The 25157-nt window shown below is 49.8% G+C and carries 26 protein-coding genes and 3 tRNA genes; 5 read left to right on the top strand and 24 right to left on the bottom strand.

Features of this window, described 5'->3' with window-relative positions:
- The 7 genes from TW89_RS02655 to TW89_RS02625 all read right to left on the bottom strand — a co-directional run.
- Window positions 1–126: GTP-binding protein (locus tag TW89_RS02655; protein WP_002259029.1), on the bottom strand; the 126-nt coding region annotated here is incomplete at its 3' end.
- A 48-nt stretch (window positions 127–174) separates the two neighbouring features.
- A tRNA-Thr gene (locus TW89_RS02650) sits at window positions 175–249 on the bottom strand.
- 9 nt (window positions 250–258) lie between these two features.
- Window positions 259–332 (bottom strand) — tRNA-Gly (locus TW89_RS02645).
- Window positions 333–364: 32 nt separating this feature from the next.
- Window positions 365–448 (bottom strand) — tRNA-Tyr (locus tag TW89_RS02640).
- 98 nt (window positions 449–546) lie between these two features.
- Window positions 547–798, bottom strand: a complete 252-nt coding sequence (locus tag TW89_RS02635) for a YfhL family 4Fe-4S dicluster ferredoxin (protein WP_003679513.1) — start codon at window positions 796–798, stop codon at window positions 547–549.
- A gap of 122 nt (window positions 799–920) precedes the next feature.
- Window positions 921–1493, bottom strand: a complete 573-nt coding sequence (rsmD, locus tag TW89_RS02630) for a 16S rRNA (guanine(966)-N(2))-methyltransferase RsmD (protein WP_128580463.1) — start codon at window positions 1491–1493, stop codon at window positions 921–923.
- A 132-nt stretch (window positions 1494–1625) separates the two neighbouring features.
- Window positions 1626–2009 (bottom strand): helix-turn-helix domain-containing protein, encoded by a 384-nt coding sequence (locus TW89_RS02625; RefSeq protein ID WP_128580462.1) that lies wholly within the window; start codon window positions 2007–2009, stop codon window positions 1626–1628.
- Between the two features lie 51 nt (window positions 2010–2060).
- On the opposite strand from TW89_RS02625, the gene TW89_RS02620 reads away from it, so the two are divergent.
- From TW89_RS02620 to TW89_RS02610, 3 genes are read left to right on the top strand one after another with little or no spacing between them, the layout of a single operon-like run.
- The gene (locus tag TW89_RS02620) at window positions 2061–3119 is read left to right on the top strand and encodes a hypothetical protein (protein ID WP_283114324.1); all 1059 of its coding nucleotides are present in this window, start codon (window positions 2061–2063) and stop codon (window positions 3117–3119) included.
- Window positions 3116–3538, top strand: coding sequence for a hypothetical protein (locus TW89_RS02615; RefSeq protein ID WP_070607430.1), 423 nt, complete (start codon window positions 3116–3118; stop codon window positions 3536–3538). Before TW89_RS02620 ends, TW89_RS02615 begins: the two co-directional genes overlap by 4 nt.
- Window positions 3535–3801: a YkgJ family cysteine cluster protein gene (locus tag TW89_RS02610; RefSeq protein ID WP_083306168.1), complete on the top strand. Its 267-nt coding sequence runs from the start codon at window positions 3535–3537 to the stop codon at window positions 3799–3801. The genes TW89_RS02615 and TW89_RS02610 overlap by 4 nt, the downstream gene beginning before the upstream one ends.
- 72 nt (window positions 3802–3873) lie before the next feature.
- On the opposite strand, the gene topA is transcribed toward TW89_RS02610, so the two are convergent.
- From topA to def, 10 genes are all read right to left on the bottom strand, one after another.
- Window positions 3874–6180, bottom strand: a complete 2307-nt coding sequence (gene topA / locus TW89_RS02605) for a type I DNA topoisomerase (RefSeq protein ID WP_128580461.1) — start codon at window positions 6178–6180, stop codon at window positions 3874–3876.
- A 73-nt stretch (window positions 6181–6253) separates the two neighbouring features.
- On the bottom strand, window positions 6254–6709 hold the full coding sequence (locus TW89_RS02600) for a DUF494 family protein (RefSeq protein WP_003679497.1): 456 nt from the start codon (window positions 6707–6709) through the stop codon (window positions 6254–6256).
- A 24-nt stretch (window positions 6710–6733) separates the two neighbouring features.
- Window positions 6734–7924, bottom strand: coding sequence for a DNA-processing protein DprA (gene dprA, locus TW89_RS02595; protein ID WP_128580460.1), 1191 nt, complete (start codon window positions 7922–7924; stop codon window positions 6734–6736).
- Window positions 7925–8159: 235 nt separating this feature from the next.
- On the bottom strand, window positions 8160–9434 hold the full coding sequence (locus TW89_RS02590) for a sigma-54-dependent transcriptional regulator (protein ID WP_128580459.1): 1275 nt from the start codon (window positions 9432–9434) through the stop codon (window positions 8160–8162).
- Window positions 9421–11547, bottom strand: a complete 2127-nt coding sequence (locus TW89_RS02585; protein WP_128580458.1) for a sensor histidine kinase — start codon at window positions 11545–11547, stop codon at window positions 9421–9423. Before TW89_RS02585 ends, TW89_RS02590 begins: the two co-directional genes overlap by 14 nt.
- A 3-nt stretch (window positions 11548–11550) precedes the next feature.
- A complete protein-coding gene (locus TW89_RS02580; RefSeq protein WP_004520180.1) occupies window positions 11551–12144 on the bottom strand; it encodes a DUF4390 domain-containing protein in 594 nt (197 codons plus the stop codon).
- Window positions 12110–13369 (bottom strand): 16S rRNA (cytosine(967)-C(5))-methyltransferase RsmB, encoded by a 1260-nt coding sequence (gene rsmB, locus TW89_RS02575; protein WP_128580457.1) that lies wholly within the window; start codon window positions 13367–13369, stop codon window positions 12110–12112. The genes TW89_RS02580 and rsmB overlap by 35 nt, the downstream gene beginning before the upstream one ends.
- Before the next feature lie 46 nt (window positions 13370–13415).
- On the bottom strand, window positions 13416–13934 hold the full coding sequence (locus TW89_RS02570) for an O-acetyl-ADP-ribose deacetylase (protein ID WP_128580456.1): 519 nt from the start codon (window positions 13932–13934) through the stop codon (window positions 13416–13418).
- Window positions 13935–13967: 33 nt separating this feature from the next.
- The gene (gene fmt / locus TW89_RS02565) at window positions 13968–14894 is read right to left on the bottom strand and encodes a methionyl-tRNA formyltransferase (protein ID WP_128580455.1); all 927 of its coding nucleotides are present in this window, start codon (window positions 14892–14894) and stop codon (window positions 13968–13970) included.
- A gap of 135 nt (window positions 14895–15029) precedes the next feature.
- Window positions 15030–15533 carry a peptide deformylase gene (gene def, locus TW89_RS02560; RefSeq protein ID WP_003678675.1) on the bottom strand — a complete coding sequence of 168 codons (504 nt, stop codon included), beginning with the start codon at window positions 15531–15533 and terminating at the stop codon, window positions 15030–15032.
- Window positions 15534–15767: 234 nt separating this feature from the next.
- Between def and TW89_RS02555 the strand changes: the two genes are divergently transcribed.
- Complete coding sequence (locus tag TW89_RS02555) at window positions 15768–17033, top strand: LysM peptidoglycan-binding domain-containing protein (protein WP_128580454.1); 1266 nt, start codon at window positions 15768–15770, stop codon at window positions 17031–17033.
- A 313-nt stretch (window positions 17034–17346) separates the two neighbouring features.
- Here the strand turns inward: TW89_RS02555 and TW89_RS02550 are convergent, their stop codons facing one another.
- Both TW89_RS02550 and pyk read right to left on the bottom strand, forming a co-directional pair.
- Entirely contained in the window at window positions 17347–18762 is a 1416-nt protein-coding gene (locus TW89_RS02550; RefSeq protein ID WP_128580453.1) for an OmpP1/FadL family transporter, read from the bottom strand.
- A gap of 177 nt (window positions 18763–18939) precedes the next feature.
- Entirely contained in the window at window positions 18940–20412 is a 1473-nt protein-coding gene (gene pyk / locus TW89_RS02545; RefSeq protein WP_128580452.1) for a pyruvate kinase, read from the bottom strand.
- A 213-nt stretch (window positions 20413–20625) separates the two neighbouring features.
- Between pyk and TW89_RS02540 the strand changes: the two genes are divergently transcribed.
- Window positions 20626–21129, top strand: a complete 504-nt coding sequence (locus tag TW89_RS02540; protein ID WP_128580451.1) for a hypothetical protein — start codon at window positions 20626–20628, stop codon at window positions 21127–21129.
- Window positions 21130–21194: 65 nt separating this feature from the next.
- On the opposite strand, the gene TW89_RS11930 is transcribed toward TW89_RS02540, so the two are convergent.
- The 5 genes from TW89_RS11930 to pyrB form a co-directional block, all read right to left on the bottom strand.
- Window positions 21195–21323 (bottom strand): hypothetical protein, encoded by a 129-nt coding sequence (locus TW89_RS11930; protein WP_283114317.1) that lies wholly within the window; start codon window positions 21321–21323, stop codon window positions 21195–21197.
- A 23-nt stretch (window positions 21324–21346) separates the two neighbouring features.
- Window positions 21347–22210, bottom strand: a complete 864-nt coding sequence (locus tag TW89_RS02535; protein WP_128580450.1) for a GNAT family N-acetyltransferase — start codon at window positions 22208–22210, stop codon at window positions 21347–21349.
- A gap of 275 nt (window positions 22211–22485) precedes the next feature.
- The gene (locus TW89_RS02530; protein ID WP_128580449.1) at window positions 22486–23151 is read right to left on the bottom strand and encodes a hypothetical protein; all 666 of its coding nucleotides are present in this window, start codon (window positions 23149–23151) and stop codon (window positions 22486–22488) included.
- A 192-nt stretch (window positions 23152–23343) separates the two neighbouring features.
- On the bottom strand, window positions 23344–23802 hold the full coding sequence (gene pyrI / locus TW89_RS02525; RefSeq protein ID WP_003684689.1) for an aspartate carbamoyltransferase regulatory subunit: 459 nt from the start codon (window positions 23800–23802) through the stop codon (window positions 23344–23346).
- A 10-nt stretch (window positions 23803–23812) separates the two neighbouring features.
- Window positions 23813–24733 carry an aspartate carbamoyltransferase gene (gene pyrB / locus TW89_RS02520; protein WP_128580448.1) on the bottom strand — a complete coding sequence of 307 codons (921 nt, stop codon included), beginning with the start codon at window positions 24731–24733 and terminating at the stop codon, window positions 23813–23815.
- Window positions 24734–25157 lie beyond the last annotated feature (424 nt).

Raw genomic sequence — 25157 nt, 5'->3', positions numbered from 1 at the left:
GCCACCGAATTTTTTAGCCAAAATAGTAGTCAAAGCAGCAGTCAGAGTGGTTTTACCATGGTCAACGTGACCGATGGTGCCAACGTTTACGTGCGGTTTGCTACGTTCAAATTTTTCCTTAGCCATGGCAATATCCTATAATCTAAGCTTTTGAAAGAAAGGGTAATAATGAGATGGTGCCCATGGGCAGATTTGAACTGCCGACCTCTCCCTTACCAAGGGAGTGCTCTACCCCTGAGCTACATGGGCGAAATTGTTTGGAGCGGGTGAAGGGAATCGAACCCTCACCGTAAGCTTGGAAGGCTTCTGCTCTACCATTGAGCTACACCCGCATACTCACTTTTTTGCTCCAAGTAAGAATTTTTGGTGGAGGGAGAAGGATTCGAACCTTCGAAGCTCACGCAACAGATTTACAGTCTGCCCCCTTTGACCGCTCGGGAATCCCTCCAAAAGAGAACGCTAGTTTATTGGCAACTCAGATTTCCGTCAAGATTTTTTTTCATTTATTTCTTTAAAAATATCCAAGCTTTTGCTTTTAAACACTATTTATTTAAACTGAATGATTTTTTCGTACTTCGCCATCAGTTCTTCGTGCGTTTCAGGATGCTCTTCATCGATCAAGATACAGTCGACAGGACATACCTGTTGGCACTGAGGCTCATCGTAATGGCCTACACATTGAGTACACAAATTTGGATTAATTTCGTAAATTTCTTCACCTTGCGAAATGGCATCATTAGGGCATTCCGGTTCGCACACATCGCAGTTAATGCACTCATCTGTAATAAAGAGCGACATTTCTATTTCCTTTTTTCTTAAATTATCAAAACCGATTGGGCGCGGATTATAGCACAAATGACGTCGGAACAATCCGTTTGAAAGAATGTTTTACACCTTGGGAATGATTCTCAAATTCTATACTATTCAGCAACTTGCGAATAGAGTAACAATTCAAACCTACTCATTCCCGCCTTTCCTTCCCGATAAATTTCCAGCCAATCCGGTTTTTCAGGCAACTTCCCTGCTTCAATATAGACCATTGCCCCATTTTTCAAGTGGCTTTGCAATCGGATAAACAGATTTTGCCAATCTTCCCATGCAAACGGCGGATCAAGAAATACGACATCAAATTTTTCAGACGGCCTTGTTAGATAAGCCATGCCGTCTGAACACTCAATTTCCACCTGTTTCAAACCTAATTCACGGATATTTTTCTGAAGCGTTTGAACAGTTTGGCGGTGGTTATCGACCATTACCACTTTTGCCGCATTACGAGAAGCGGCCTCCATTCCCAAAGCACCACTGCCGCTGAATAAATCCAATACTGTTTTGCCGGTTAAATCCTGGCCCAGCCAATTAAACAGTTTTTCACGTACACTGTCAGGCGTCGGACGCAGACCATCTGCAGATAAAAATGTTAACTTTCGTCCCCTGCATTGCCCACCGATGATACGTACTTGATTGCTGTGTTTGGAATGTTTGTTGTTTGCCATAATTCTTAAAAAGATGCCGAGTTTTCAGACGGCCTCAATTATATAGTGAAACTGCCATCAAGCCGTATTTCACTCTATTCTTTTAGAAACAAAAAGGCCGTCTGAAAATCATTTTTCAGACGGCCTTAGCTTTTACTTCTGCACAGAAGCAGCCAGCTGTCTCAACAACTCAATTTCCTTATCCTTCTGCTCCAGCATTTCCCGGCAATGTTTTAACTCCTGATTCAACAACTCCAATTTCATAGCCATATCACTTGAAGCATATAAAGCGATATCGCCTCCACTGTCTCCTTCATTAATCTGTAAAACCATCCCGTTATTACCCGATTTCAACAAATCCCACATATCTACTTTAAAGATAGCCGCCAACTGCTCTAGTCTTGGAATATTCAATTGTGTCTCACCTCGCTCAATCTTAGCGTATCCACCGGCAGACATGGCTAACTTTTCCGCCATTTCTTCCTGAGACCATTTATTTAATTCGCGTATCAAGCGGATCTTTTCGTGAGTTTCCATAGACTAAACTTTCTGTATAGATGATTGAATTATTAGAGTAGATTTCAAACTTTGAGTTACTGGAGAGGAAAATTCATTCTGAATACAATCCCCAAGGTTTTATCAAGTATTAAAATTTTTACTATATTTTTAATAAATTTTAAAGAGAGTAACTTAAATATGGCCATTCCAATTTTACTTTGGGGCGCAGCTGCTACCCTTGCCGCAACAGGCGTTGTTAAAGGAGCAGGAGCAATCAGCGATATTAACAACGCCAAGGAAATAGGCGAACGGGCAGAACGCCGTTACAAGAAAAGGCAGGAGGAATTAGATGAAACCAAAGAGGAAACTAACGACTGCTTTGAAAAATTGGGGAGATTAAAGGTAGAGATTTTTAAAAATCAAATCAACCATATCATACAAATATTACACAGCACTAACAATAAACATGTCAAAAGCGAACTTTCCGGCTTTAACAGTACATTTGACGTTACAGAGCTGAAAGAAATGGAAACAATGGTGCAAACATCATTGGAACTAAGCACTAATTTCGGTAGTAGTGCTATTACTGGGGCATTGGCCGGTTTTGGAGCGTATGGTGCAGTTCCTTTGATTGCAACTGCTTCTACAGGTACAGCCATCTCTACTCTGTCCGGAGCTGCTGCAACCAATGCAACCCTTGCCTGGCTTGGCGGTGGCGCATTATCTGCAGGTGGGTTCGGAATGGCAGGAGGAATGGTGGCTTTGGGCGGTATCGTTGCAGGCCCAGCTTTAGCAGTCGGCGGATTTATGCTGGCCAGTAAAGCGGAAGAAGCCCTGACGGAAGCACGAAAATATGAAGCCCAAATCGATGAAGCCGTTGCCGAAATGGATTTGATCGCCGAAGGGCTCAAAGGCCTGCAAGATAATGCAAAAGAGATGAAACAGACTTTGAAAAAAATGATCGGACGCTTTGAGCAGGTTCGTGTAAACAGCATCGATGATCCTAATTTTCACGCTATGCTGGTTATTGGCAAAGCCATCAAAAACCTGATGAATACGCCCATTATGGAGGATGATGGTTCGCCTGCTCCCAATATCAGGCATAAATGTGAAGGTTATTTGAATATTGAACTTGGGGCAGAAGTATGAGTAAAATCCAAATTCTCGACAAAGTTGTTCCGACGAAAGTCCCCACAGCTATTCCTTTGGAAGCCGCAACAAGCTCGTTTACCCGCATTTTGGAAGCACACAACGAATACAAAAAGATCGCAGCCCAAGAGAAAACCAAACGTGAGGCAATCGGTGCATGGAAAGATGTCCGTTTGAAGGAGTTGAAAAATCAGCAGGAAATTTTGCGGCTGTATTTGGAAAATACGTTTCGGGAACGCCGCGAGATGATTGACGGTTTATTCAATGCACTGGACAAAGGGATTGAGGCCGGCAATATCAATGTTATTGATACGGCAATAAACGGCATTGTGAATATTGCCAAGGATTCTCCGCTGCAACAGGTCGATAAGCTAATTTTGTCACTGAAAAACGATGATGTAAAGGTGATTGAGTTTTGACCTCCGAACCCTTTCCTTGTTCCGCCTGCGGTTTGTGTTGTCAAAGGGTCAGTCTAAGCGAACAAACCGCATGGCTGGATCGCGGAGACGGTATATGTCAACATTTTAATGAAAATACAATGTTGTGTTCTATCTATGCAACTCGCCCTTTGGTTTGCCGTGTGGAGGATTATTACCGCGCCCATTTATCTGAACAAATATCTTGGCAGAACTTTATACGGATTAATGTAGAAGTTTGCAGAAAGTTTCAATCGAATAAGTAAGGCTTTTCTGTTTATGGGAGTGCCGTCTGAAAACTTTTCAGACGGCATTTCCTATTTTAAACTAACCTAACTTCACTCTTTCGGCGCAGGCGGTTCAATCTGTTCTTTCCAGCCGCATTCTTTTTGCGGGCAGACTTTTTCCACACCCCAGCGTTTGGTGGTTTTGATGGTCAGTACCGGCCAATGGCAGTTCGGGCATTCTTCGGCGACGGGCGGGTTCCAAGTGGCGTAGTTGCAGTCGGGATAGGTGCTGCAACTGTAAAACAGTTTGCCGTAGCGGGATTTGCGCTCGACGAGGTTGCCTTTTTTGCATTGCGGGCATTGGACGCCGGTGTCTTTGGGTTTTTCCAGCGGCTCGACATGTTTGCATTTCGGATAGTTGGCGCAACCGATGAATTTGCTGCCGGTACGGCTGTATTTGTACACTAGGCGACCGCCGCATTTAGGGCATTCGCGCCCATCGAGTTCGGCTTGCTCGGCTTCGGCTTTGGCGATGCGCTCGGCGGCTTCTTCGGCGGTTTCGTTGACATTGCGCGTGTAGCTGCATTCAGGATAGCCGGCACACGCAACGAAACGACCCATTTTGCCGAATTTGATTTGCAGTTTGTGTTCGCCGCATTTCGGGCAGGTTTCGTCAAGTTCCTGCGTGGTAAATTTGGCGCGTTCGATGCCCTCTTTTTCTTCCACTTGCTTGATAAACGGCTTCCAGAATTTGTCCATCACGGGAATCCATTGGCGTTTGCCGTTGGCAATTTCGTCAAGCTGGTCTTCGAGTTTGGCGGTAAAGTGGTAATCGACGTATTGGGCGAAGTGTTCGGTCAAGAATTTATTGACGATGTCGCCTGTGTCGGTGGGCATGAAGCGTTTTTGTTCAAGGGTAACGTATTCGCGGTCTTTGAGCGTGGAGATGATGCTGGCGTAGGTCGAGGGGCGACCGATGCCGTATTCTTCGAGGGCTTTAACCAGCGTGGCTTCGTTGTAACGTGGCGGCGGAGTGGTGAAGTGTTGTTCGCCGTAGAGTTTGTCCACGGGCAATTTGTCGCCTTCGCTCATTTCGGGCAGTTTTTTGCTGTCTTCACTCTCTTCGTCGTCGCTGCTTTCTTCATACACGCTCAAGAAGCCTGCGAAAGTCTGCACTTGTCCGGTTACGCGGAATACGCCTTTGCCGACGGTAATATCGACGGTGGTTTGGTCGAATTTGGCGGGCGTCATCTGACAGGCGACGGTGCGCTGCCAAATCATTTGGTACAGTTTGAACTGGTCTGCGCTCAGGAAGGGTTTGACGCTTTCGGGCGTGCGGTACACGGAAGTCGGACGGATCGCTTCGTGGGCTTCTTGGGCGTTTTTGGATTTGGTTTTGTACTGCTTGGCCGAACTTGGCAGATATTCTTTGCCGATTTTGTTTTCGATGTAATGGCGGATTTCGGTTAATGCTTCATCAGCCAAATTCACGCTGTCGGTACGCATATAGGTAATCAGACCGATGGCGCCCTGCCCTACGTCTATACCTTCATAAAGCTGTTGGGCGGTACGCATGGTGCGGTCGGTGGTGAAGCCGAGTTTGCGCACGGCATCCTGCTGCATGGTAGAAGTGGTGAACGGCGCGGCAGGATTGCGGCTGCGCTTTTTCTTTTCAATGGCGGTAACGACGGCCTCTTTGCCTTCGAGTTCTTTCAACACTTCGGCTTGAGCGGCTTCGTTCGGCAGGTCGAATTGTTCGAGTTTCGCACCGTTGTATTGGGCCAGTTTGGCGGTAAACTTACTGCGGCCTTTGTGGCTGTCGAGATGTACCGTCCAATATTCCTGCGCTTCAAACGCTCGGATTTCGTTTTCGCGTTCGCAAATCAAACGCAAAGCAGGGCTTTGTACGCGGCCTGCGCTCAAACCGCGGCGGATTTTTTTCCACAACAACGGCGAGAGGTTGAAACCAACCAGATAGTCCAAAGCGCGGCGGGCTTGTTGCGCATCGACCAAGTCCATTTCGATTTCGCGCGGATGGGCAACGGCATCGAGCACGGCGTTTTTGGTAATTTCGTGGAACACGACACGCTGCGGCTTGATGTTTTTCAGGCCGCGTTTGGATTTGAGGATTTCCAAAAGATGCCAAGAAATGGCTTCGCCTTCCCTATCCGGGTCGGTTGCGAGGTAGATGTTTTCAGCTTCTTTGGCACCGGCAACGATGGCATCAACGTGTTTGCTGTTGCGGCTGATCAATTGGTATTTCATGGCAAAGCCATTGTCGGGATCGACTGCTCCGCTTTTCGGAACCAAATCGCGGACGTGGCCGTAAGACGCCAAGATTTCAAAATCACCGCCCAGATATTTCTTCAGGGTTTTGGCTTTGGACGGGGATTCGACGATTAATAGGTTTTTCGCCATTGTTGTTCTCTTTTGGATGTATTGGATTTATGTTTCAGACGGCCTTTATTATTGAGTCCGTCTGAAAAAAGGTTTAGTGCATCACGTTTTGTCCGGTCAACGCACTCATCAAGTCATCGCCTATCAGGACGGGCAATTCGCTCTTGTGCATCCACAACACCAACAATACCAACACTTTGGCGGTATCGAGGGTAATTTCGTCCGATGGAATGTGCATCAGAGCGTGAATGACGATTTCGCGTTGCTCATAAGTAATTGCGTGTTCGGTAACCAAATATTGCATCAAGCCCATGACTTCCTGCGGCAGGTTTTCAGCTTCTTCACGACAGAATACGCGCAGGGAGTCGCTGTTAAACGGCTCGGCATAGAATTCGGACGTATTGAACAAGACTTCCATCATCATCAATGTATTGCCGATTTCCGTAGCATCAAAACCCGCATCTTCCAAGAGGCGACCCAAGTCCTCCGGAGGCGGACAATTGTCGAAATCTTGGAAGTGTTCGATTAAATAGGCAATGACTTCGGTCATGCTGGTTCCTTAAATATAGATAATTTATGCTTTGACACGCTGATAACGGCCGCCCGGTAAGGCGGCAACGATACCGTCAAGTTCGTATTCCAAAAGCTGTGCGTACACGTCTGCCGCTGCCGTATTGGTTTGTTGCGCTAAAATATCGGGGTGTATCGGGTCGTAACCCATTGCTTCCAATAAAGCGCTTGTTGATGGGGCGGCAGATAGGTTTTCAGACGGCCTTTGCGGTTCATCCGCTATTGTTTTTTGTTGCAGATGTTTGGTTTGATCGTTTTTCAGTTTTACCGTCTTATTTATAGAATATGATGGAACAGGCGTATTTTGCAATAGCTGCGGACACTCATGGAGAATATCGTCCAGACATTCCACCAGTTTTGCCCCGTCTTTAATCAGCTTGTGACAGCCTTTACTGTGCGGATTGTCTATCGAACCGGGCACCGCCATCACTTCGCGCCCCATCTCCGCCGCCAGCTTGGCGGTAATCAATGAGCCGGATTCCAATGCCGCCTCAACCACCAATGTCAGCTGCGATAACGCGGCAATCAGACGGTTGCGGCGCGGAAAATTGCCTGCAAACGGACGCGTGTCTAAAGGGAACTCGCTGACAATCAATCCTTTTTCAGCAATTTCATAAGCAAGGTTTTTATTGGACGGCGGATAAATGCGGTCTATACCGGTTCCCCAGACGGCAATGGTACCGCCATCTGCCTGCAATGCGCCTTGATGGGCGGCGGTATCGATACCCGAAGCCATACCCGATACGACGGGAATGCCTTTTTCACTCAATGCCCTGCCGAAATCTTTGGCAATCCGCATTGCCTGCGGCGTGGCATGGCGACTGCCGACAATCGCGGCAGACGGTGTGTGCAGCAACCCTGCATTGCCGCGTAAAAACAAGACCGGCGGCGCGGTAATGCCTTGTGTCAGCATTTCGGGGAAATCATCATCTTGCAGCAGCAACAGACGGCAACCGTCCTGCATTTCCCATTGTAAAGCGGCTTCGGCAGACTGCTGCGCCAAAGCCCGTTTGTCCGCATTACTCCATGACTCGGCAGCCTGTTTATGGCGCACCAACGCGGCTATTCTATCTGCCGGCGCATTCAAGGCAGCTTGTGCACTACCGAATTGCTGCAACAGTACCAAAAAACTTTCTGCGCCGATATAGGGCGTAAATGCCAGTTGCAACCAAGCAAAACGCTCGTTTTCCGTCATCAATCTGTTCCCTTTTCATAATGTTTTTTTCAGACGGCCTGAAGTAAATCAAGGCCGTCTGAAAATTTTATTGATATAAAACTTCTGTCGGCTTAAAAGGCAAAATAACAATGCCTAGCCATATTATTATTTTTATAAAGTATTGCTTGTCTAAGCAAACTGTCAAATGACGATGCCGTCTGAAAAACCTGATGGCTTTCAGACGGCCTCTTTTGTGTTTGAACCGATATTGCGCTTATTCTTCGGATTTGTCGGCGCTGCGGCGCGATACGCTGATACCGAGTTGTTTGAGTTTGCGGTAAAGGTGTGTACGCTCCAAACCGACCTTTTGCGCCACGCGGCTCATATTTTGGCCTTCTTGGGCGATGTGGTACTCAAAGTAGCGGCGCTCGACTTCTTCCCTCAATTCGCGCAAAGGCATATTGAAATTGAAGCCGCCGATGATTTCTGTTGCCGTCGCGTTTTCCTTCTGACCCAAAGCCACGGCAACAGCCTGCTCGTCCACTTCTTTGCCGTCCGACTCCAACATGATGTTTTTCACCGTTTCGGCAAGCTGGTCGTAATTGCCCGGCCAATCGTATTGGCGCAAAACCACCAACGCGCTGTCGCTGAATTTTACCGGCTGGATTTTTTGACTTTCGGCCAAATCGGTCATAATGCGGTTGATTAAAAAGACGATGTCGTCCGGTTGGCTGCGCAAAGAAGGAACATTGATACGCTCTTTCAACAGCTCCGCCAGTCGGCCGGCAACGACGTCATCGGCGCTCTCACCGCGTTTAAAGCCGCATGAAGCGATTACACGGACATTGTAGCGGTCGGCTTTCTCCAGCAAGAAAGCAATGCCGTTTTGGATGTTTTTGCTGTAACGGGCAATATCGCCAACATACAAAATGCCGCCTGATGCCTTTTGCAACAGCTCCATCGGCGTATCGACAATGTGTTCGACACGGTCGGTTGCCACCCAAGGCGTACTGCTTTTGTGCAGATAGCGGGCGACAATCTCAAACGGCGAGCCTGCCTCACCGGCCAACAACAGCGGGCGGTTGTGTTTGGCGGCCGCTTCAATGCTGCCGTTCATTTCTTGAATGACGGAGCTGTTGCCCAGTTTGTCCAAAGTCATGCCGGAGGCCGTCTGAACTTCGCCATGTTTCAAGGCGCGTTCTACTGCGGACAAGAGTTTTTGCAGGGCAATCGGTTTTTCCAGAAAATCAAGCGCGCCGATTTTGGTGGCTTCAACCGCGGTGTCAATACTGGCATGGCCGCTCATCATCACCACAGGCATATTGAGTTGGCCGTTTTTCGCCCACTCTTTCAACAAAGTGATGCCGTCGCAATCGGGCATCCAAATGTCCAGCAATACCATGGCCGGACGCGTTTGATAACGCAATTGGCGCGCTTCTTCGGCATTTTCAGCCAAAGTAACGGTATAGCCTTCGTCTTGAAGGATTTCGGAGAGCAGGTCGCGGATGCCTACTTCATCATCTACAATCAAAATATCACTGCTTCGCATAAGTTTCTGCCATTTCCGGTAAAGCTATTTTGACGCACGCGCCGCCGCTGTTCTGATTGCTCAGGCTGATACGGCCGCCATGCTCCTCGATAATTTTTTTCACAACGGGCAAACCCAGCCCTGTTCCTGTCGGTTTGTCGGTAACGTACGGCTCAAAAGCATTGTGCAGCATTTCTTTGCTGAAACTTTTGCCGTTGTTGCAGACGGTCAGGAAAACCTGTCCGCCTTCGCGCCCTGTTTCTACGTTTACTTGCGGCACTTCGTCCGACTCTGCCGCTTCTGCGGCATTCTTAAATAGGTTATGCAACACTTGGCGCATCGCCGTCGTATCGGCAACAATCGGCAGGGCGTCGGCGCTGAGCCGTGCATTAAACTTGCACACACCGGCCTCATATAATACCAAGACTTCCGACACCAAACCGTTTAAATCTTGTTTTTCTAAATTCAGCGACGGCGCACGCGCATAATTGCGGAACGCTTCGACCATTTCTTTCAGCGCGGCCACCTGTTTGACAATGGTATCGGTTGAACGGCTGAGGATTTGGGCGTCTTGTTCATCAAGTTTATCATGCAATTTCCATGCCAATCTCTCGGCGGAAAGCTGGATAGGCGTGAGCGGATTACGGATTTCGTGCGCCAAACGTTTCGCCACTTCGCCCCATGCGGCCTCTTTTTGCGCCCGCATCAAGACGGTAATGTCATCAATCACCATCACCACGCCGTTATCGTTGTCTTCCGGCAGGATGGTGGCCTTGCCCAATAAGATTCGGGCATCATCGGGCGCGGCATATTCGACTTGGACGGGTTTGTCGCTGTCGGCGGTTTCATTAATGGCGGCAAACACATCGGCCAACAGGGTTTGCTGCGGCGATTTGCCGTGCCATTGATGCCAATTGCTGCCCCACAAAGACACCAGCGAAACGCCCAAAATCTGTTCGGCGGCTTTGTTAAAGGTTTTCAGACGGCCATCGGCATCCAAAGTAATCACGCCAGTGGTCAAACTTTCCAACACGCATTCCAAATAATGGCGGGCGGCTTCTTCGCGCAAACGGTTGCGCTCGTCCGCCTCTTTGGCAATCGATAATTGCTCGGTCATGTGGTTGAACAATTGGGTCAAACGGCCGAACTCGTCATTGCGGAATACCGGCCGGGTCTGGCTGAAGTCGCCCTGAGCCACCGCCCGTGCGCCCTCTGCCAACGACAACACCGGTGCCACAAAACGGCGGGCAAAATACAAAGCCATCACCAGCGCCAAAAAAATGGCCAACAATGTCGCGACCAACAGCGTGGATAGGAAAAAGGTTTGCAGGCCCTTTTTGGTATAACTCAGCTCAGCGTATTTGGCGCGGGCCGCTTCAATCAGCGTCGCATCTTGGGCAACATCTTTCGGAATCGGCTGCCGGAAAAACAACGCATAATCCTGATTTTTATGCGTACCGACCAGCATCCAACCTTGAGCATACAGCACGCCGCCGATGTTTTCCAAGCTGCGCACCGAACCGGTCTGCTCCAGCTGCTCCCATCCTTCTTTGTTAAGCTCGGGTTGATTTAGTTTCAGGGGATTGATGCTTTTCTCGGCTTTATGGGTAGACGCGTTATAAAGCGCCAGCTGGGCAAAGTCGGCAGTAAGCGCTGATTGGGCCAGCGTTTGCCCCAAGTTGCCGTCCAGCGAAGCAGCGCTGATTAAGTCGATCTGCACCGGCGTGGCGTTGCTGACAGCGTTGTCCACCGCTAAGTTCAGCGCGGATTTGCTTAAATTTAAGCTGCGCTCTAGAGCCTCATGGGTATCGTTGCCAAACCAAGAATTAATCGTACCGTTAATAAACTGGGCGGAAATACCGAACAAAAACACGCCCGGCAATACGGCAACCAAAGTAAACATCCCCGACAGCCGACGTGCAATCTGCGAACCGAACACGCTTTTGCTGTTGTCGCGCATCAAAAGCACGACATAGCGCACCAACACCGCCGCCAACACCAGCAACAGCAAACCGCACAAGGCGACAATCCACCAGAAGTAATCGGACAATACGTTGCTGCTGCCCGTTGCAACAGTCAGACCGTACAACAAAACAACGGCGAATACGGCGGCAATCAGAAGAAAGCGGCGCATGGTTTACTCCTGCACGACCGACAAGGATTTCCAACCCGAATCCAAATGCCAGTTTTTAGACGTCAGGGCATTGATTTGGAACGGTTTGGGCAGCTTGGCGGTTGTCAGCAGCAGGCGGATTTCAGCCTTCGTGTCTTTGGCGGCCACATCACTCAGCGCACCCTTGGACAAAACCTTCCAATTCGCGACTGCGCCCACTGCGCGCAAGGCAGTCTCAAGCGTATCGTACTCGGTAGAAAACGTACCGACGGTAACGCGATAGCGGTTGGTCAGCGGATGGAAGGACAATTTGTATTGAATCGTGCTGTCGTTGTTGAGCAGCTGGTCGAACTTGAATTTATAAGACGACATGGACGGCGCTGATAGCTGCCAACTCAAATTGAAATGCAGGGGGACGCCCTGTTTGAGTGCTTCTTTAAGCTGGTCGGGCAGATCGGTGCGGAAACGGCTGCTGACGGAAAGCTGTCCGGCATGGGTCAGCTTTGCCTCGGCACGGGTCGCACTGATGCCCTCGCCCGCCGCATTCAGCGACACGGCGAGCAAGAGTGGCACAATCAGCGTTTTACTGCTTTTTAATAAGCGCGTAATAAAAGCCATCTTGATGTTTGTTCGGTAAAAGCACATGCGATTCGATCAACTCGGCATCGGCATGGCGGTTAAGGAATTTTTGCAACTGACCGTCGTTTTCTTCGACAAAGACCGAGCAGGTAGCCAGCAACATCCTGCCGTTTTTCGTCAGGGTCTGCCACAGCGCGTCTAATAATGCTTCCTGTTGGCGTGCGGTTTTGACGGCATCGGTCGGCCGGCGCAGCCATTTGACGTCGGGATTGCGCCGTGCCACGCCCGAAGCGGTACACGGCACATCGGCCAAGACAGCGTCAAAGGTCTTGCCATCATACCACGCTGTCAAGTCCTGCGCATCGGCACAAGCCAAAGAGGCCGTTTGAAAGCCTAAACGGTCAAGGTTGCTCTTCACCCTGTTCAGACGGCCTTCGTCTATATCCAAAGCGGTAACATGACAATCTGCCAGTTCCAAGATATGGCCTGTCTTGCCGCCCGGTGCCGCACAGGCATCGAGAATGCGTTCGCCGTCTTTCGGGTTCAATAAATAGGCAGCACGTTGCGCACCAAAATCCTGCACCGATACCAGGCCGTCTGAAAAACCGGGCAGGCGGCTTACCGGCACGGCTTCTTCCAACATCACGGCGTATTCGTCCAACGCCCTGGCCGGAATACCTTCCGTAGCCAGTTTTTCCAAATAGCTTTCGGCATTGCCGTGTCGGCGGTTGACGCGCAAAGTCATCGGCGGATGCGATTGCAGCGCGGTGGTGATGTTGTGCCAATGTTTCGGATAATGGTTTCTCAAGTAAGCCACCCACCACAGCGGCAGGTTGTGTTTCGCCACATCGTCTTTTTTGCAGGAAGCCGCGAGCTTGTCGCGTTCACGCAAAAAGCGGCGCAAAATCGCATTGGCAAACGAGCGGAACTGGCCGCGGCCGATTTTGGCAATGCTTTCCACCGCCTCATTAACCACGGCATGAGGCGCATTGCGCGTGTAATGCAGTTGGTACATCGCCGCCAAAAGCAGGCTTTCAAGCTGCGGATTGTCAATCGGCTTCTTCAGCATTTGACCAAGCATATACTTCAAACTGCCTAAATAACGCTGGCAACCGTAGGCAATATCCTGCAACGCGCCGTTTTCCTGCGCCGTCAGCTGCGGATGCGCCGCGCGGATTTCCGCCAAGACATCCTGAAGATTGCGCCCTTCGGCAACCGCGGCAACGCTGTCGGCGGCCAGTTTTTGGGCGAGGGACATACTCATATTTTTGCTTTCTGATTTATATTTGATTTCAAGTGTTCGGCGGATTTCAGACGGCCTGTTCGGCTGCCAGCAATGCCCGATAATATTCGGCATCTGTTTTGGAAAAACAGCAAAAGATGATTTTTTCCACTGCCGGACATTGAGGCAGAGTTTGTTTCAAACTCTCCAAAGCGATACGCGCGGCGGCTTCGGCCGGGAAGCGGTACACACCGGTACTGATGCACGGAAAGGCGATACTGTGGAGATTGTGTTTCTGGGCAAGCAGCAAGGAATGGGCATAGGATTGTGCCAATTTGGCCTCTTCATTTTGTTGTCCGCCAAACCATACCGGCCCGACCGTATGAATGACAAAACGCGCAGGCAAACGATAGCCTTGGGTTATTTTGGCTTCGCCTGTGCGGCAACCGCCCAAAGTGCGGCACTCATCCAGCAGCTCTTTGCCAGCAGCGCGGTGTATTGCACCGTCCACGCCGCCACCGCCCAACAGCGATGAATTGGCGGCATTGACAATCGCATCGACTGCCAATCGGGTAATATCGCCCTCGACCACTTCAAAAACAGCCATTGTCTTCTTTCCTCTACGTTGATTTCCAGCCTGTTACAAAACCGTTCCGACTTCAATCGTTCTGCCTGCCGCAAATGCCTGTATGCTCATGCGTTTGCTGCCGGAAGGCTGCAATTCGGTAATGTTCAGCGCATTTTCACCGCACGCCACCAGCAGGCCGTCTGAAGTGCAAGACAATACTTCGCCTGCCTTACCCTGTTTGGCCACGACTTCGGCACGCCAGATTTTCATCGGTTTGCCTTGATACTCGACCCACGCGGCAGGTACAGGGTTAAAGGCGCGGATTTTGCGTTCGATAATGTCCGCGGACTCGTTCCAATCGATACGCGCTTCTTCTTTGCTCAATTTCTGGGCGTAGGTAACGCCTTCTTCAAGCTGTTTGACCGCGTTCAAACGGCCTTCCGCCTGCAGACGCTGTAAGTCGGCAACAATCGCTTCGGCACCCAAACCCATCAGCGCGTCATGCACTTCGTTGGCAGTATCCATAGGTTGAATGGCGTAGCGGTGTTCGCTGATCACTGCGCCGGTGTCCAAGCCGATGTCCATCTGCATGATGCACACGCCGGTTTCGGCATCGCCGGCTTCAATCGCACGTTGAATCGGTGCCGCGCCGCGCCAACGGGGCAACAGCGAAGCGTGGATATTGAGGCAGCCGTGTTTGGGCGTATCCAACACATCCTGCGGCAAAATCAAGCCATACGCGGCCACTACCATCACATCCGCGCCCGTATCTTTAAGCATTTGCAGGGCTTCGGCGTTATTGCGCAACTTTTCCGGCTGCGCCACGGTCAAACCTAATTCCAAGGCAGCCTGTTTAACCGGCGATGCGGTCAACTGCATACCGCGGCCTTTGGGGCGGTCGGGCTGGGTCAGCACCAGCGGAATTTCAAAACCTGCGGCGGCGATGGCTTTCAAGGCGGCGGCGGCAAAATCGGGCGTACCAGCGAAGATGACTTTCATGTTGTGTCCTTGTGGAAATGGTTTGAATGGGCGCGTTGGGCAAACTGTTTCAGCTGAAAAGGCCGTCTGAAAGATTGAAAACCGAAGTCTGCCTTCTGTTTTGTCTTTTCAGACGGCCTTTAAGCGATGCGCAGGTCAGATGGTGTGTTTCTGACGTTTTTTCAGTTTGGTTTTGATTCGGCCTTGTTTCAGCTGCGACAAGTGTTCGACAAACACGATGCCCATCAGGTGGTCCAATTCGTGCTGCACGCAGATTGCCAGCAGGCCGTCTGCTTCCAGCGTGAATTTCTCGCCTTTTTCGTTCAAAGCCTCGACTTTGACGCGCTCGGCACGGGTCACGGTATCGTAAATGCCCGGCACGGAAAGACAGCCTTCTTCGTAAGTCGTCTCGCCGTCTTTTTCGACAATGACGGGATTGATGAACACGCGCGGCTCGCTGCGGTCTTCGGTCAAATCCATCACGACAATGCGCTCGTGTACGTCGACCTGAGTGGCCGCCAAGCCGATACCGCGTGCTTCGTACATGGTTTCAAACATATCGGCAACCAATGTCTGGATGCGCTCGTCGATTTTTTCAACAGGTTTGGCGACCGTGTGCAAACGCTCGTCAGGGTATTGGAGGATGTTCAGTAAAGCCATAATATTCTCGTTTTATAAAACTGATGTGTGATTTTCATACAGATTTGGTTTCCGCCACCACAATCTCCTGTCATGACAGCAACATTCAATGCTAAAATAACGCCGAAAAATGTTAAGATAGCGCGACAGAGGCCATTCGTTATCGTATTGATGAATGGGCGGCAGTTTCGCAAACTCCAGCCTTCTCTGTTTATCATCTGAAGACAAACCAAACCGATTTCAAGGGGAACGGTTATGCAACAACGTATTATAACCCTGCTTTGCATGGCAGGCATGGCTATTTCTGCCCACACTCAGGCAGCTTCTTTAAAAATCCGCCCCAATGCGCCGCAACGCTACGTCGTTAAAAACGGCGATACCTTGTGGGGTATTTCCGGCAAATATCTGTACAGCCCGTGGCAATGGAACCGCCTTTGGGGCGCCAACCGCAACGCCATCCGCAATCCGCATCTGATCTATCCGGGTCAGGTGTTGGTTTTACGCTACGTCAACGGCCAGCCGCGACTGGGTTTTGAACACGCTCAAACCCGTTCAGACGGCATTCCCGTGATCAAACTGCATCCGCGCGTACGCGAAACTTCCGGCTACGGCATTCCGACCGTCAACGTCAACCTCTACCGCATGTTCATGAAACATCCGCAGATTATCGCTCCGGAAGAAACCGCCAACGCGCCGCGCCTGATTGCAGGCCCCGACAACCGCGTCCTCTACACCCAAGGCAACCGCGTGTACGCATACGGCCTGACCGAACCCGGCCGCTACCTGACCTACCGCGTCAATAAAAACATCACTGATCCGGAAACCGGCAAATTCCTCGGCCAAGAAGTCGTGTTCAGCGGCATCGCCAACACGCTGCCTTATACCGACTCCGCCTTGGAAAACCGTACCCGCGCTTCTGACGAAAAACTCAAAAGCAACGAGTATTACACCCAAGTCACCAAAGCCATGAAGCTGCGCACCCAGTCCGCGCAACCTTTGGTTATTGAAGAAGCCGTTTCCGAAATCCGCAAAGACGACTATCTGCTGAAACTGCCAGAAGGCCTCGACAGCTTCAATGTTATGCCTCACGCCCCTACCCGTCCGATTCAGGCCAAAGTCGTTTCCATCTTCGACGGCGTGGGCGAAGCCGGCCAGTTCCAAACCATTACTTTGGATAAAGGCGAACTCGACGGCCTGGACAAAGGCACGGTGGTCAGCCTCTACAAACGCGGCCGTCAAGTCCGTGTCAATCTGTCCAACAACCTGATTCGCAAGCCGAAAGACAAAGATACGGTTGAATTGGTTTCCATTCCGGCGGAAGAAATCGGCTTGGCAATGGTGTACCGCACATCCGACCATCTGGCCTCAGCCATTATTTTGGAAAGCCTGAACAGCGTTTCCATCGGCGATACCGCCTCCGAACCCGGCCGCGATTTGGACAATATGGCCGATGAAAAAACCATGGACAAACCGGCCGAAGACGAACAGGAAAGAGAAATCGAACTAGAAGTCCGCAGCTGATTGAGCTTTCTTAGCAGCCATCCGGCAAATAAAGGCCGTCTGAAAACCTGTTTTCAGACGGCCTTTTGATTGCTGCCCATCAGAATAAATAAAATCTGTAACATGCCGTTTTAAAGCGCAAACAATATCTTATTTCTCAAGTCGGTAATCGGCTATCTCCTTTTCTATCGTCTTTCCGTTCTACCATTCCAATCAGAAATATGAAAAGCACGGCACGCCATTTATTGCCTGTTGATTGTTCCATCTGTTCCTGCCAATCAAAAAGGCCGTCTGAAATCTTCAGACGGCCTTTTTATCCACAACTCAAATCCGATTATTTGAATTTGTAAGTGTATTGCAAGCCCAAGATGTCCGCTTTGTTTTTGAAACGAGCAGAGGATGCACCGCGGCTATCCACGTCGTTGCCGCTGGCTTTGCCGGTGCGGTAAACCGTGTCATTGATGTGGATATGGCTGTACGCCGCATCGATAACATGGTTTTTACCCAGTTGATATTTGGCACCGACGGAGAACCAGATACGGTTGCCGTCAGGCAGGCTGTTCATGCGGTCTTCGGCGCTTTTAACCGGCGATTTGTCGAAAGCGATACCTGCACGCAGTTGCAATGGTTCGGTAACTTGGTAAGAGCCGCCGAATGCAACTTTATAAGTATTGCGCCAGTTAGGCGTAATGACGGTACGGTCGGATTTGCCGTTGACAACGTTTTTGGTATTTTCAAACACCAGCTCGGCTTTGTTGAAGCGGCTGTGGCGCGTCCAAGTCACATCGCCGAACAGGTTGGTTTTGTCGGTGGCGCGGTACATACCGTGAACAGACAAAGACTCAGGCGTAACGATTTTTACGCTGGCTTTTTCGTTCGGCACATAACCGCGTGCAGCCATTGCACCCAAATCCCAAGCGCGTTTTGCATATGCGCCGTCAGCTTCCCAATCGGCAGTACCTTTCAACGTATGCGATACTTTGGAGCGGTAGTTCACACCCACGCGTGCGCGCTCGTTGATGTCCCACATCCACGCCAGTTGGTAGCCGAAACCCCAATCGTGGCCTTTTACATCGGCATGACCGTCAGCCTTGCCGGTCGCATCGACAGCAACGGGACGGCCTGCTTGACGGGAAGCCAAGCCGCTTGCCAACAGGCTGATGGCGCCGGAAGCATCCCAGTCGGAGTATTTGCGCAATTCGGCTTTGGAATATTGGGCAATCAAACCGGCACCGACGGCGTGTTGCTCATTCAGTTTCCACGCGACTACCGGCTCGATGGCTATGGTGGTTAAACCCAGTTTGTTGATGTTGTGGCGTAAGACGGAATCTTTTTCGTATTCGGTTGCCGAACCGAAAGGAACGTACACGCCCAAACCCAAAGTTACATCGTCGCTGGCTTTGTACGCGCCATAAACGTGTGGAGCAACGGTGGTTTCGGTAATTTTGCCGCTGGTCGAGCCGCTGACATCGGCACCCGTGCGGAAGTGTTTCGCAGATTCCGCCTCATAATGAATGCTTGGGAAAACGATATTGGCGTTGACGGAAATTTGGCTGCTGTCGATTTTGCTCAAACCGGCCGGGTTGTAGAAAATAGTTGAGGCATCGGCGGCTTCGGCGGCGGCGGCGTTGGCCGTGCCTTGTGCGTTAACGGATTGTGTGCCGAAGTGGTAGCCGGAGGCCTGGACGGCGGTAGAGAACAGTGCTGCGCTTAAAATAAATGCTGTTTTTTTCAGATTGAAATGAATCATTTTGGTTTACCGTGAAAGTAGCGGACAAAGAAAAAGGCCGTCTGAAACGTCCTTTATTGATTTAGTATAGGCACTCAATTCTATACTACATCATTATTTTTGCCTAATCTTTTCTTTTTTTTACACAAAAAAAGCAGGCTAAAACAGCCTGCTTTTCCAATCATCGGATCACTGCAATTATTTAACCTGCAACACTTCCAGCGTATTGGTCGAACCGGATTCGCGCATTTGCGAACCGCTGGTGATGATGTATTGGTCGCCGCTTTGGAGGATTTTGTGTTCTACCAGCATGGCTTCCACTTCGTTCAGCGCGGTATCGTGATCGGTACTGGTTGCCAAAATCAACGGACGTACACCGCGGTACATCGCCATGCGGCGTTGCGCTAAAACACTCGGCGTCAGGGCAAAAATCGGCAGGGTGATGTTGTGGCGGCTGACTTCGAAGGCGGTCGAACCGCTTTCAGTCAGGGCAACGATGGCTTTGGCGTGAACTGCTCGCGCTACGCTGACCGCACCGCCTGCAATCGCCAAGTTGGTGCTGACGGCTTCGGGATACTCGACCTGTTCGGCAACACCGTTGAGCGAATCTTGTTCTTTTTCCGCAGCCGCACAAATAATCGCCATTTGGCTGACAGTTTCAAACGGATACGCGCCGACGGCGGTTTCGGCGGAACACATCACCGCATCGGTACCGTCCAATACTGCGTTGGCCACGTCACTGACTTCGGCGCGGGTCGGTACGGGGTTGGTAATCATCGATTCCATCATTTGAGTTGCCGTAATACTGAAGCGGCGCAACTCACGGGCGCGGCGGATCATGCGTTTTTGCAGTGCGGGTACGGCGGCATGGCCGACTTCCACTGCCAAGTCGCCGCGGGCAACCATAATACCGTCGCTGGCGAGGATGATTTCGTCCAGATTTTCAATGGCTTCTACGCGCTCAATTTTGGAAACCAAACCGGGGCGTACGGCTGTACTGCCTTTCATTTCTTCTTCGACTTTGGCGCGTGCAGTGTGCAAATCTTCGGCGGATTTTACAAAGCTGATGGCGAGGTAGTCGCAACCGATGGCAATCGCCGTTTTCAGGTCACGAAAGTCTTTTTCAGTCAACGCACCGGCAGACAGGCCGCCGCCGCGTTTATTGATACCTTTGTTACTTTTCAGCACATGGCTATTTTCTACCCTTGTAATAATCTTACTTCCTTCAACCGCTTCAACGGTCAAAGTCAACAGGCCGTCGTCCAGCCACAAAACATCGCCGGCAACGACGTCATTCGGCAAATCGCGGTAGTCCAAACCCACCGCTTCGCGTGTGCCTTCGCCTTCAAGTGCGGCATCCAAAATCAAGGTTTCATCTTTATTCAGCTCGATGCTGCCGCCGGCAATTTTGCCGACGCGGATTTTAGGCCCTTGCAAGTCGGCAAGAATGGCGATTTCCTGACCCGCACGTTTCGCGGCTTCGCGTACGATACGGGCATTTTCTTCATGAAACTCCGGCGTACCGTGGCTGAAATTGAAACGGACGACATTAAGGCCGCCGACACGGATCATGTCTTCCAACAATTGTACATTGTTGCTGCCCGGACCCAATGTGGCGACAATTTTGGTATTGTGGCTGATACGGGTTAAATCACGTTGCAATTGGCTCATGTAAACGTCCTTTCCTGTTGATTTCACGTTTGATAATGGAGAAGATTGTACTCTTAATGCAATAATGTTGGCGTAAAATTACATCATTTTCTGACTTAAACTAAATTTATTTTTGCATTAACCTACTTTCCTATCGGATACAATACACTCTCACGTCGTCATTTTTGATTTTCAGACGGCCTCCCTCATACTAATAGAATACTCAACTGATCCATGAAACGTTTTTTGACTCCACTACCCATCGGCATCGTTTTGGCTGACCTGATCTACGGTTTCGTCCTGAATGTCATGCAAGGCTTAAATTTGCAACAAACCGCAGCCAACCAGTCCGGTACAATTTCCGTTACGCCCGACATCGCCTTCAACAGCCTGCAAATCGTCGCTAACGGCGGCATGGTCTGCATTATCGGCTTCGGTTTGATTGTTTTGTTCCAACTCAACCGCGCCGTATTACGCCGACAAATCCTGCCCATTGGTATTTTCCGAACCCTCGGCCTGTTGGCTGTTTTGGCATTCAGCATTTCGTCTTTGTGGGAATGGTTGCATGCCGCTTTGTTGCTGCTTTCCGGGCACAACGTTTTAAACTTCAGCAACCCGCGTTATCTGGTTACCGCAGCCTGCATGCCCATCATCGCTTTCTTGTGCATCTTGCGCCTGTACAATTGGTATCGCCTGCATCGGACTGTTGCCGCTGACGACACCTCCACGACCCTCTAATCAAGCTGCAAAAAGACCGTCTGAAACAGGAAAACCTATTTCAGACGGCCTTGTCATTATATATCTCAACGTTGATGGCTGGTTTCTACACCGGCCTTAATCTCACCATACATTTGCGAGCTGCCTTGCCCGCTGCCTGATGCGCAGGCCGCCAAACTCAGTGCCAAAACAGTCGCAGTCAAAATCTTCAACATGGGATTCCCTCTTTCTACAAAAATTATTTCGGATCGCAACGGAAATGGTAAGCGCAAATTTCAAATCCGTTTTTAAAGTAGAGACGATGCGCACCTGCACGGTCATGGTTAACATGGACATTCAGATGGATTTTGGTCGCGCCGGTTTCCGCACCGATTTTGCGTACTTCTTCCAACAAGCGTGAAGCATAGCCTTTTTGGCGGCATTGCGGCATGGTTACGAGATCATCAATATGGATATGGTAACCACTGGCCAAGTTATGTGCAGTATGGAAACCGCATACGGCCACGGCATTTTGTTTACCTTCTTCAAAAATACCCAACAGGCGGTAACCGGTTTTGCGCTGATGCTCGTTGATTTGTTCGACAAAACGATGAATATCGGTCAACGATGAACGCAAAATGCTCAGTGCCGCAAAAGCGGTTGCAGTTTCTTCCGGTGGAATTTCACGCAATACGCCGACCACAGGCGCGGCAGCTTGAGGCTCAGGCTGCGCATTGGCCGCTTCCGCACACTCGGCGGCGTGTTTTTCTTCAATCGCCTGCGCCAACAAAACGCGCTCGACCGGCACTTCGCCCTGCTGCTTGCTTTCCTGCTCTTTGAGTAAGGCTTTGCAGTCAATCACGCGCAAATCGTTATCCGCTGCAAAATCCATCAAGAAACGGAACATTTGCGGATTGTCTTCTTCCAGTTTTTTATCGACTGCCACACAACGGACATTGTCCACCAAAATCGGGCGCACCCAATTCGAATAGGAAAGGCGGTTGTCTTTGGTGAAGGAAGACAAAATACCGCACAGGCGCTCCGCCCAGTCGCTTGGTCGGAAAATCTTGCCTTTGCTGGTCGTACCATGGATCACAACTTCATAAGGATTACACACTAACATAAGCAGCTTCCTAAGAGTAAATGGCTGAAGGAATATTTCGCCAGTGCCAACATCAGAAAAAGTTCCGATACATAGCAACAGATTATTGAAAAAATATCAGTAAGGTTTTGAAATACGACAATGATGAGACGGCTTGCCGATCCTGACAATCCGTTTCGAATTCTTTGATTATTATACCCGATACGCCTCTTTTTCTTCAAAAATCATTTGAAAAATAACAACAGGCCGTCTGAAAACAAGTATTTCGGTTTCAGACAGCCTGCATATTTTGAATATCAATACAACAATTTCTTGCGGGGCTTTTGCTCACCATTGGATTTAATTTCTGACAAATTGAAATTCAATATGCTCAAATCCAAGACGCTTTCAGAAGTGCATTGATCGCCAAAGGCATTTTCATAAGTGGCCTTCAGTTTCAACACGCCGCCAAATGTCTGATCCGGCAATTCGGCAGCAAGCGCCAACATGCTTGCAAACACGCCGCCATACAATTCGCCCGATGCCAGCATATCCACACCGCCGGAAAACATCTCCAAGCGCATCACTGCATCGGCAACCAGCTTGCTCGGCAAGTGATCCGGCAAAGCCTCTGCCTCGAAATGCACATTCTTCGCCAAGCCCTTACCGCTATTGCGGACAACCAAAACCAATAAATCCGTCTGTCCGTCAGAACGTTGCAACGTAGCATGCAAAACGGGATGAATGCTCTCTTTTTGAATCAGCTGCTCACGGTGCAACATCTTGCTTTTTGCTTTGGATCGCGCAGAGACGACAGCCCAAATCAACCAAACAAATGCAACAGCAGAAATGGCAGTGACCAAGAGGGGAAGGTTGGTCAAATAGGCTTGCTGATTAAACCAAACTTGTGCTGCCAAAAATCCGGCAAAGAAAATCAAAACGTATAAAATTGGGGCAAACCGGCTTTGTATGGATGAGTGCATAAGTTTTCCTACATTTCGTGTCGTGTTATAAAAAATAATGCCTTTTGAGTAAATGATGTCATCAACTCAGAAGGCATTATTTTAACGTAATTTTAACGCAATTTGCTTAATATCTTGCTTTTTATGGAACTGATGTATCAAGCAGACAACTCAAACCGTATAGCCGTATTTTCAGACGGCCTGAGATTTTTATCAGGCTTCGGCAACCGAATCGCGCGAGAAGGTTTTTTCGCAATAATGGCATTTCAACCGCGTCTGACCATTATGTGAACGGACATAAAAACGGCTGATGACCGGCTCTCCATGACTGGCACAATTGGTATTCGGGCAGCGGAACACTTCCGAGATTTCGTCCGGCAATGACAAATGCTGTTTGTCGATTACTTTAAACTGATCAATTTTGTTTACCACCGCTTCAGGGGCAAATAAAGCCAAACGGTTGGCCGCGTTGGCATCCAACCATACGCCGCTGACTTTGATAATATCTTTGCTTCCCTGCGTTTTGCTAGGCAAATTAAAGCCGACCGTAACCGCACTGCCATAATGCAGCAGCTTAAACTGCCTTAAAATGGCCAAGCCTTTACCGGCAGGAATATGATCAATCACCGTACCTTGTTCGATCGCTTCAACGCTGAGTTTTGAGTTTTCCATCTTTCGCTCCTTAAACTTCTTCGTTCAATACCAAAGACAAAATCGCCATCCGTGCATACACGCCGTTGGTTGCCTGTTCAAAATAATAGGCATGAGGTGTTTTATCTACATCTGGATGAATTTCATCTACCCTCGGTAAAGGATGCAAGACGCGCAAATTGGGTTTGGCATTTGCCAGCATTGACGCATCAAGATTGAATTTACCCTGGATTTTGGCAAATTCCTGCTCATCAAAACGTTCGCGCTGAACGCGGGTCATGTACAAAATATCCGCCCATTCGACCGCTTCTTCCAAACTGGACAAAACTTGGTAAGGGCAACCGGCCTCCTCCAGCTCTTCAATAATATAGTCCGGCATCGCCAAGCTGGGAGGGGATACAAATGCAAACTCACAACCCCAACGCTTCAATGCCTGACACAATGAGTGTACCGTACGGCCATATTTCAAATCACCGGCCATCGCAATCTTCAAATTGCTCAAACTACCTTGTGTTTCATAAATCGTTACCAAATCCAAAAGCGTCTGGCTCGGATGTTGGTTGGTACCATCGCCGGCATTAATCACAGGTACGCTCGAAAACTCGGCCGCCACACGGGCCGCACCGTCTTTAGGGTGTCGCTGAATAATCGCATCCGTATAGCTGGAAATAATCCTCGCAGTATCTGCAAGCGTTTCACCCTTTTTCGCGCTGGTATTGGCACCATCGGAAAAACCGATAACTTTTCCACCCAAACGCTGTACCGCCGTTTCAAAAGACAAACGCGTACGGGTGGACGGTTCAAAAAAGCACGAACCAATCAATTTGCCTTCAAGCAAATCTTCACGAGGCTGCTTTTTCAACTTCAAGGCCGTCTGAAGCAGTAATTCGAGCTGCTCCGTCGTCAAATCTGAAATTGAAATAATATGTTGCCGATAAAGCGGATTAGGCATGACCGTTCCTTCCCATAAAAAAGCCCGCAACAGGCGGGCGTTTCAAGCAAACCGATTCCATCGTTGTCCGGCATGATTCCCACCGGACAGTCTCAACCATGTTTCTACCACACCCATGAAATCCCCCGCATTATCTCATATTTAACAGACGGCCGCTTCCTTCAAGTTTTCAGACGGCCTATACCTTTGCAAAATAACCCTCGGTACTCAACAGCTGAGATCCAAGCACAGGGATTCGGCTGTTTTCAGTTATTACCCACTGAAATCCCCCACTGGTCCAAACTCTCATTGCCACTGCCCAAACAAAGCCGCCCGTCAGCCCGAACCGGCAGCGGTTCGGCCTCGGGGCGGCATATACGGCAGTTAACCGTCAGGCTTATTTTTTCACGGCAGGCTGCGCGGCCTTAGGCGCGGCAGAAGAAAC

It is taken from the genome of Neisseria flavescens, assembly GCF_001618065.1.
Classification (GTDB): Bacteria; Pseudomonadota; Gammaproteobacteria; order Burkholderiales; family Neisseriaceae; genus Neisseria; species Neisseria flavescens_A.
This window is presented reverse-complemented; position numbering and strand designations above follow the sequence as displayed.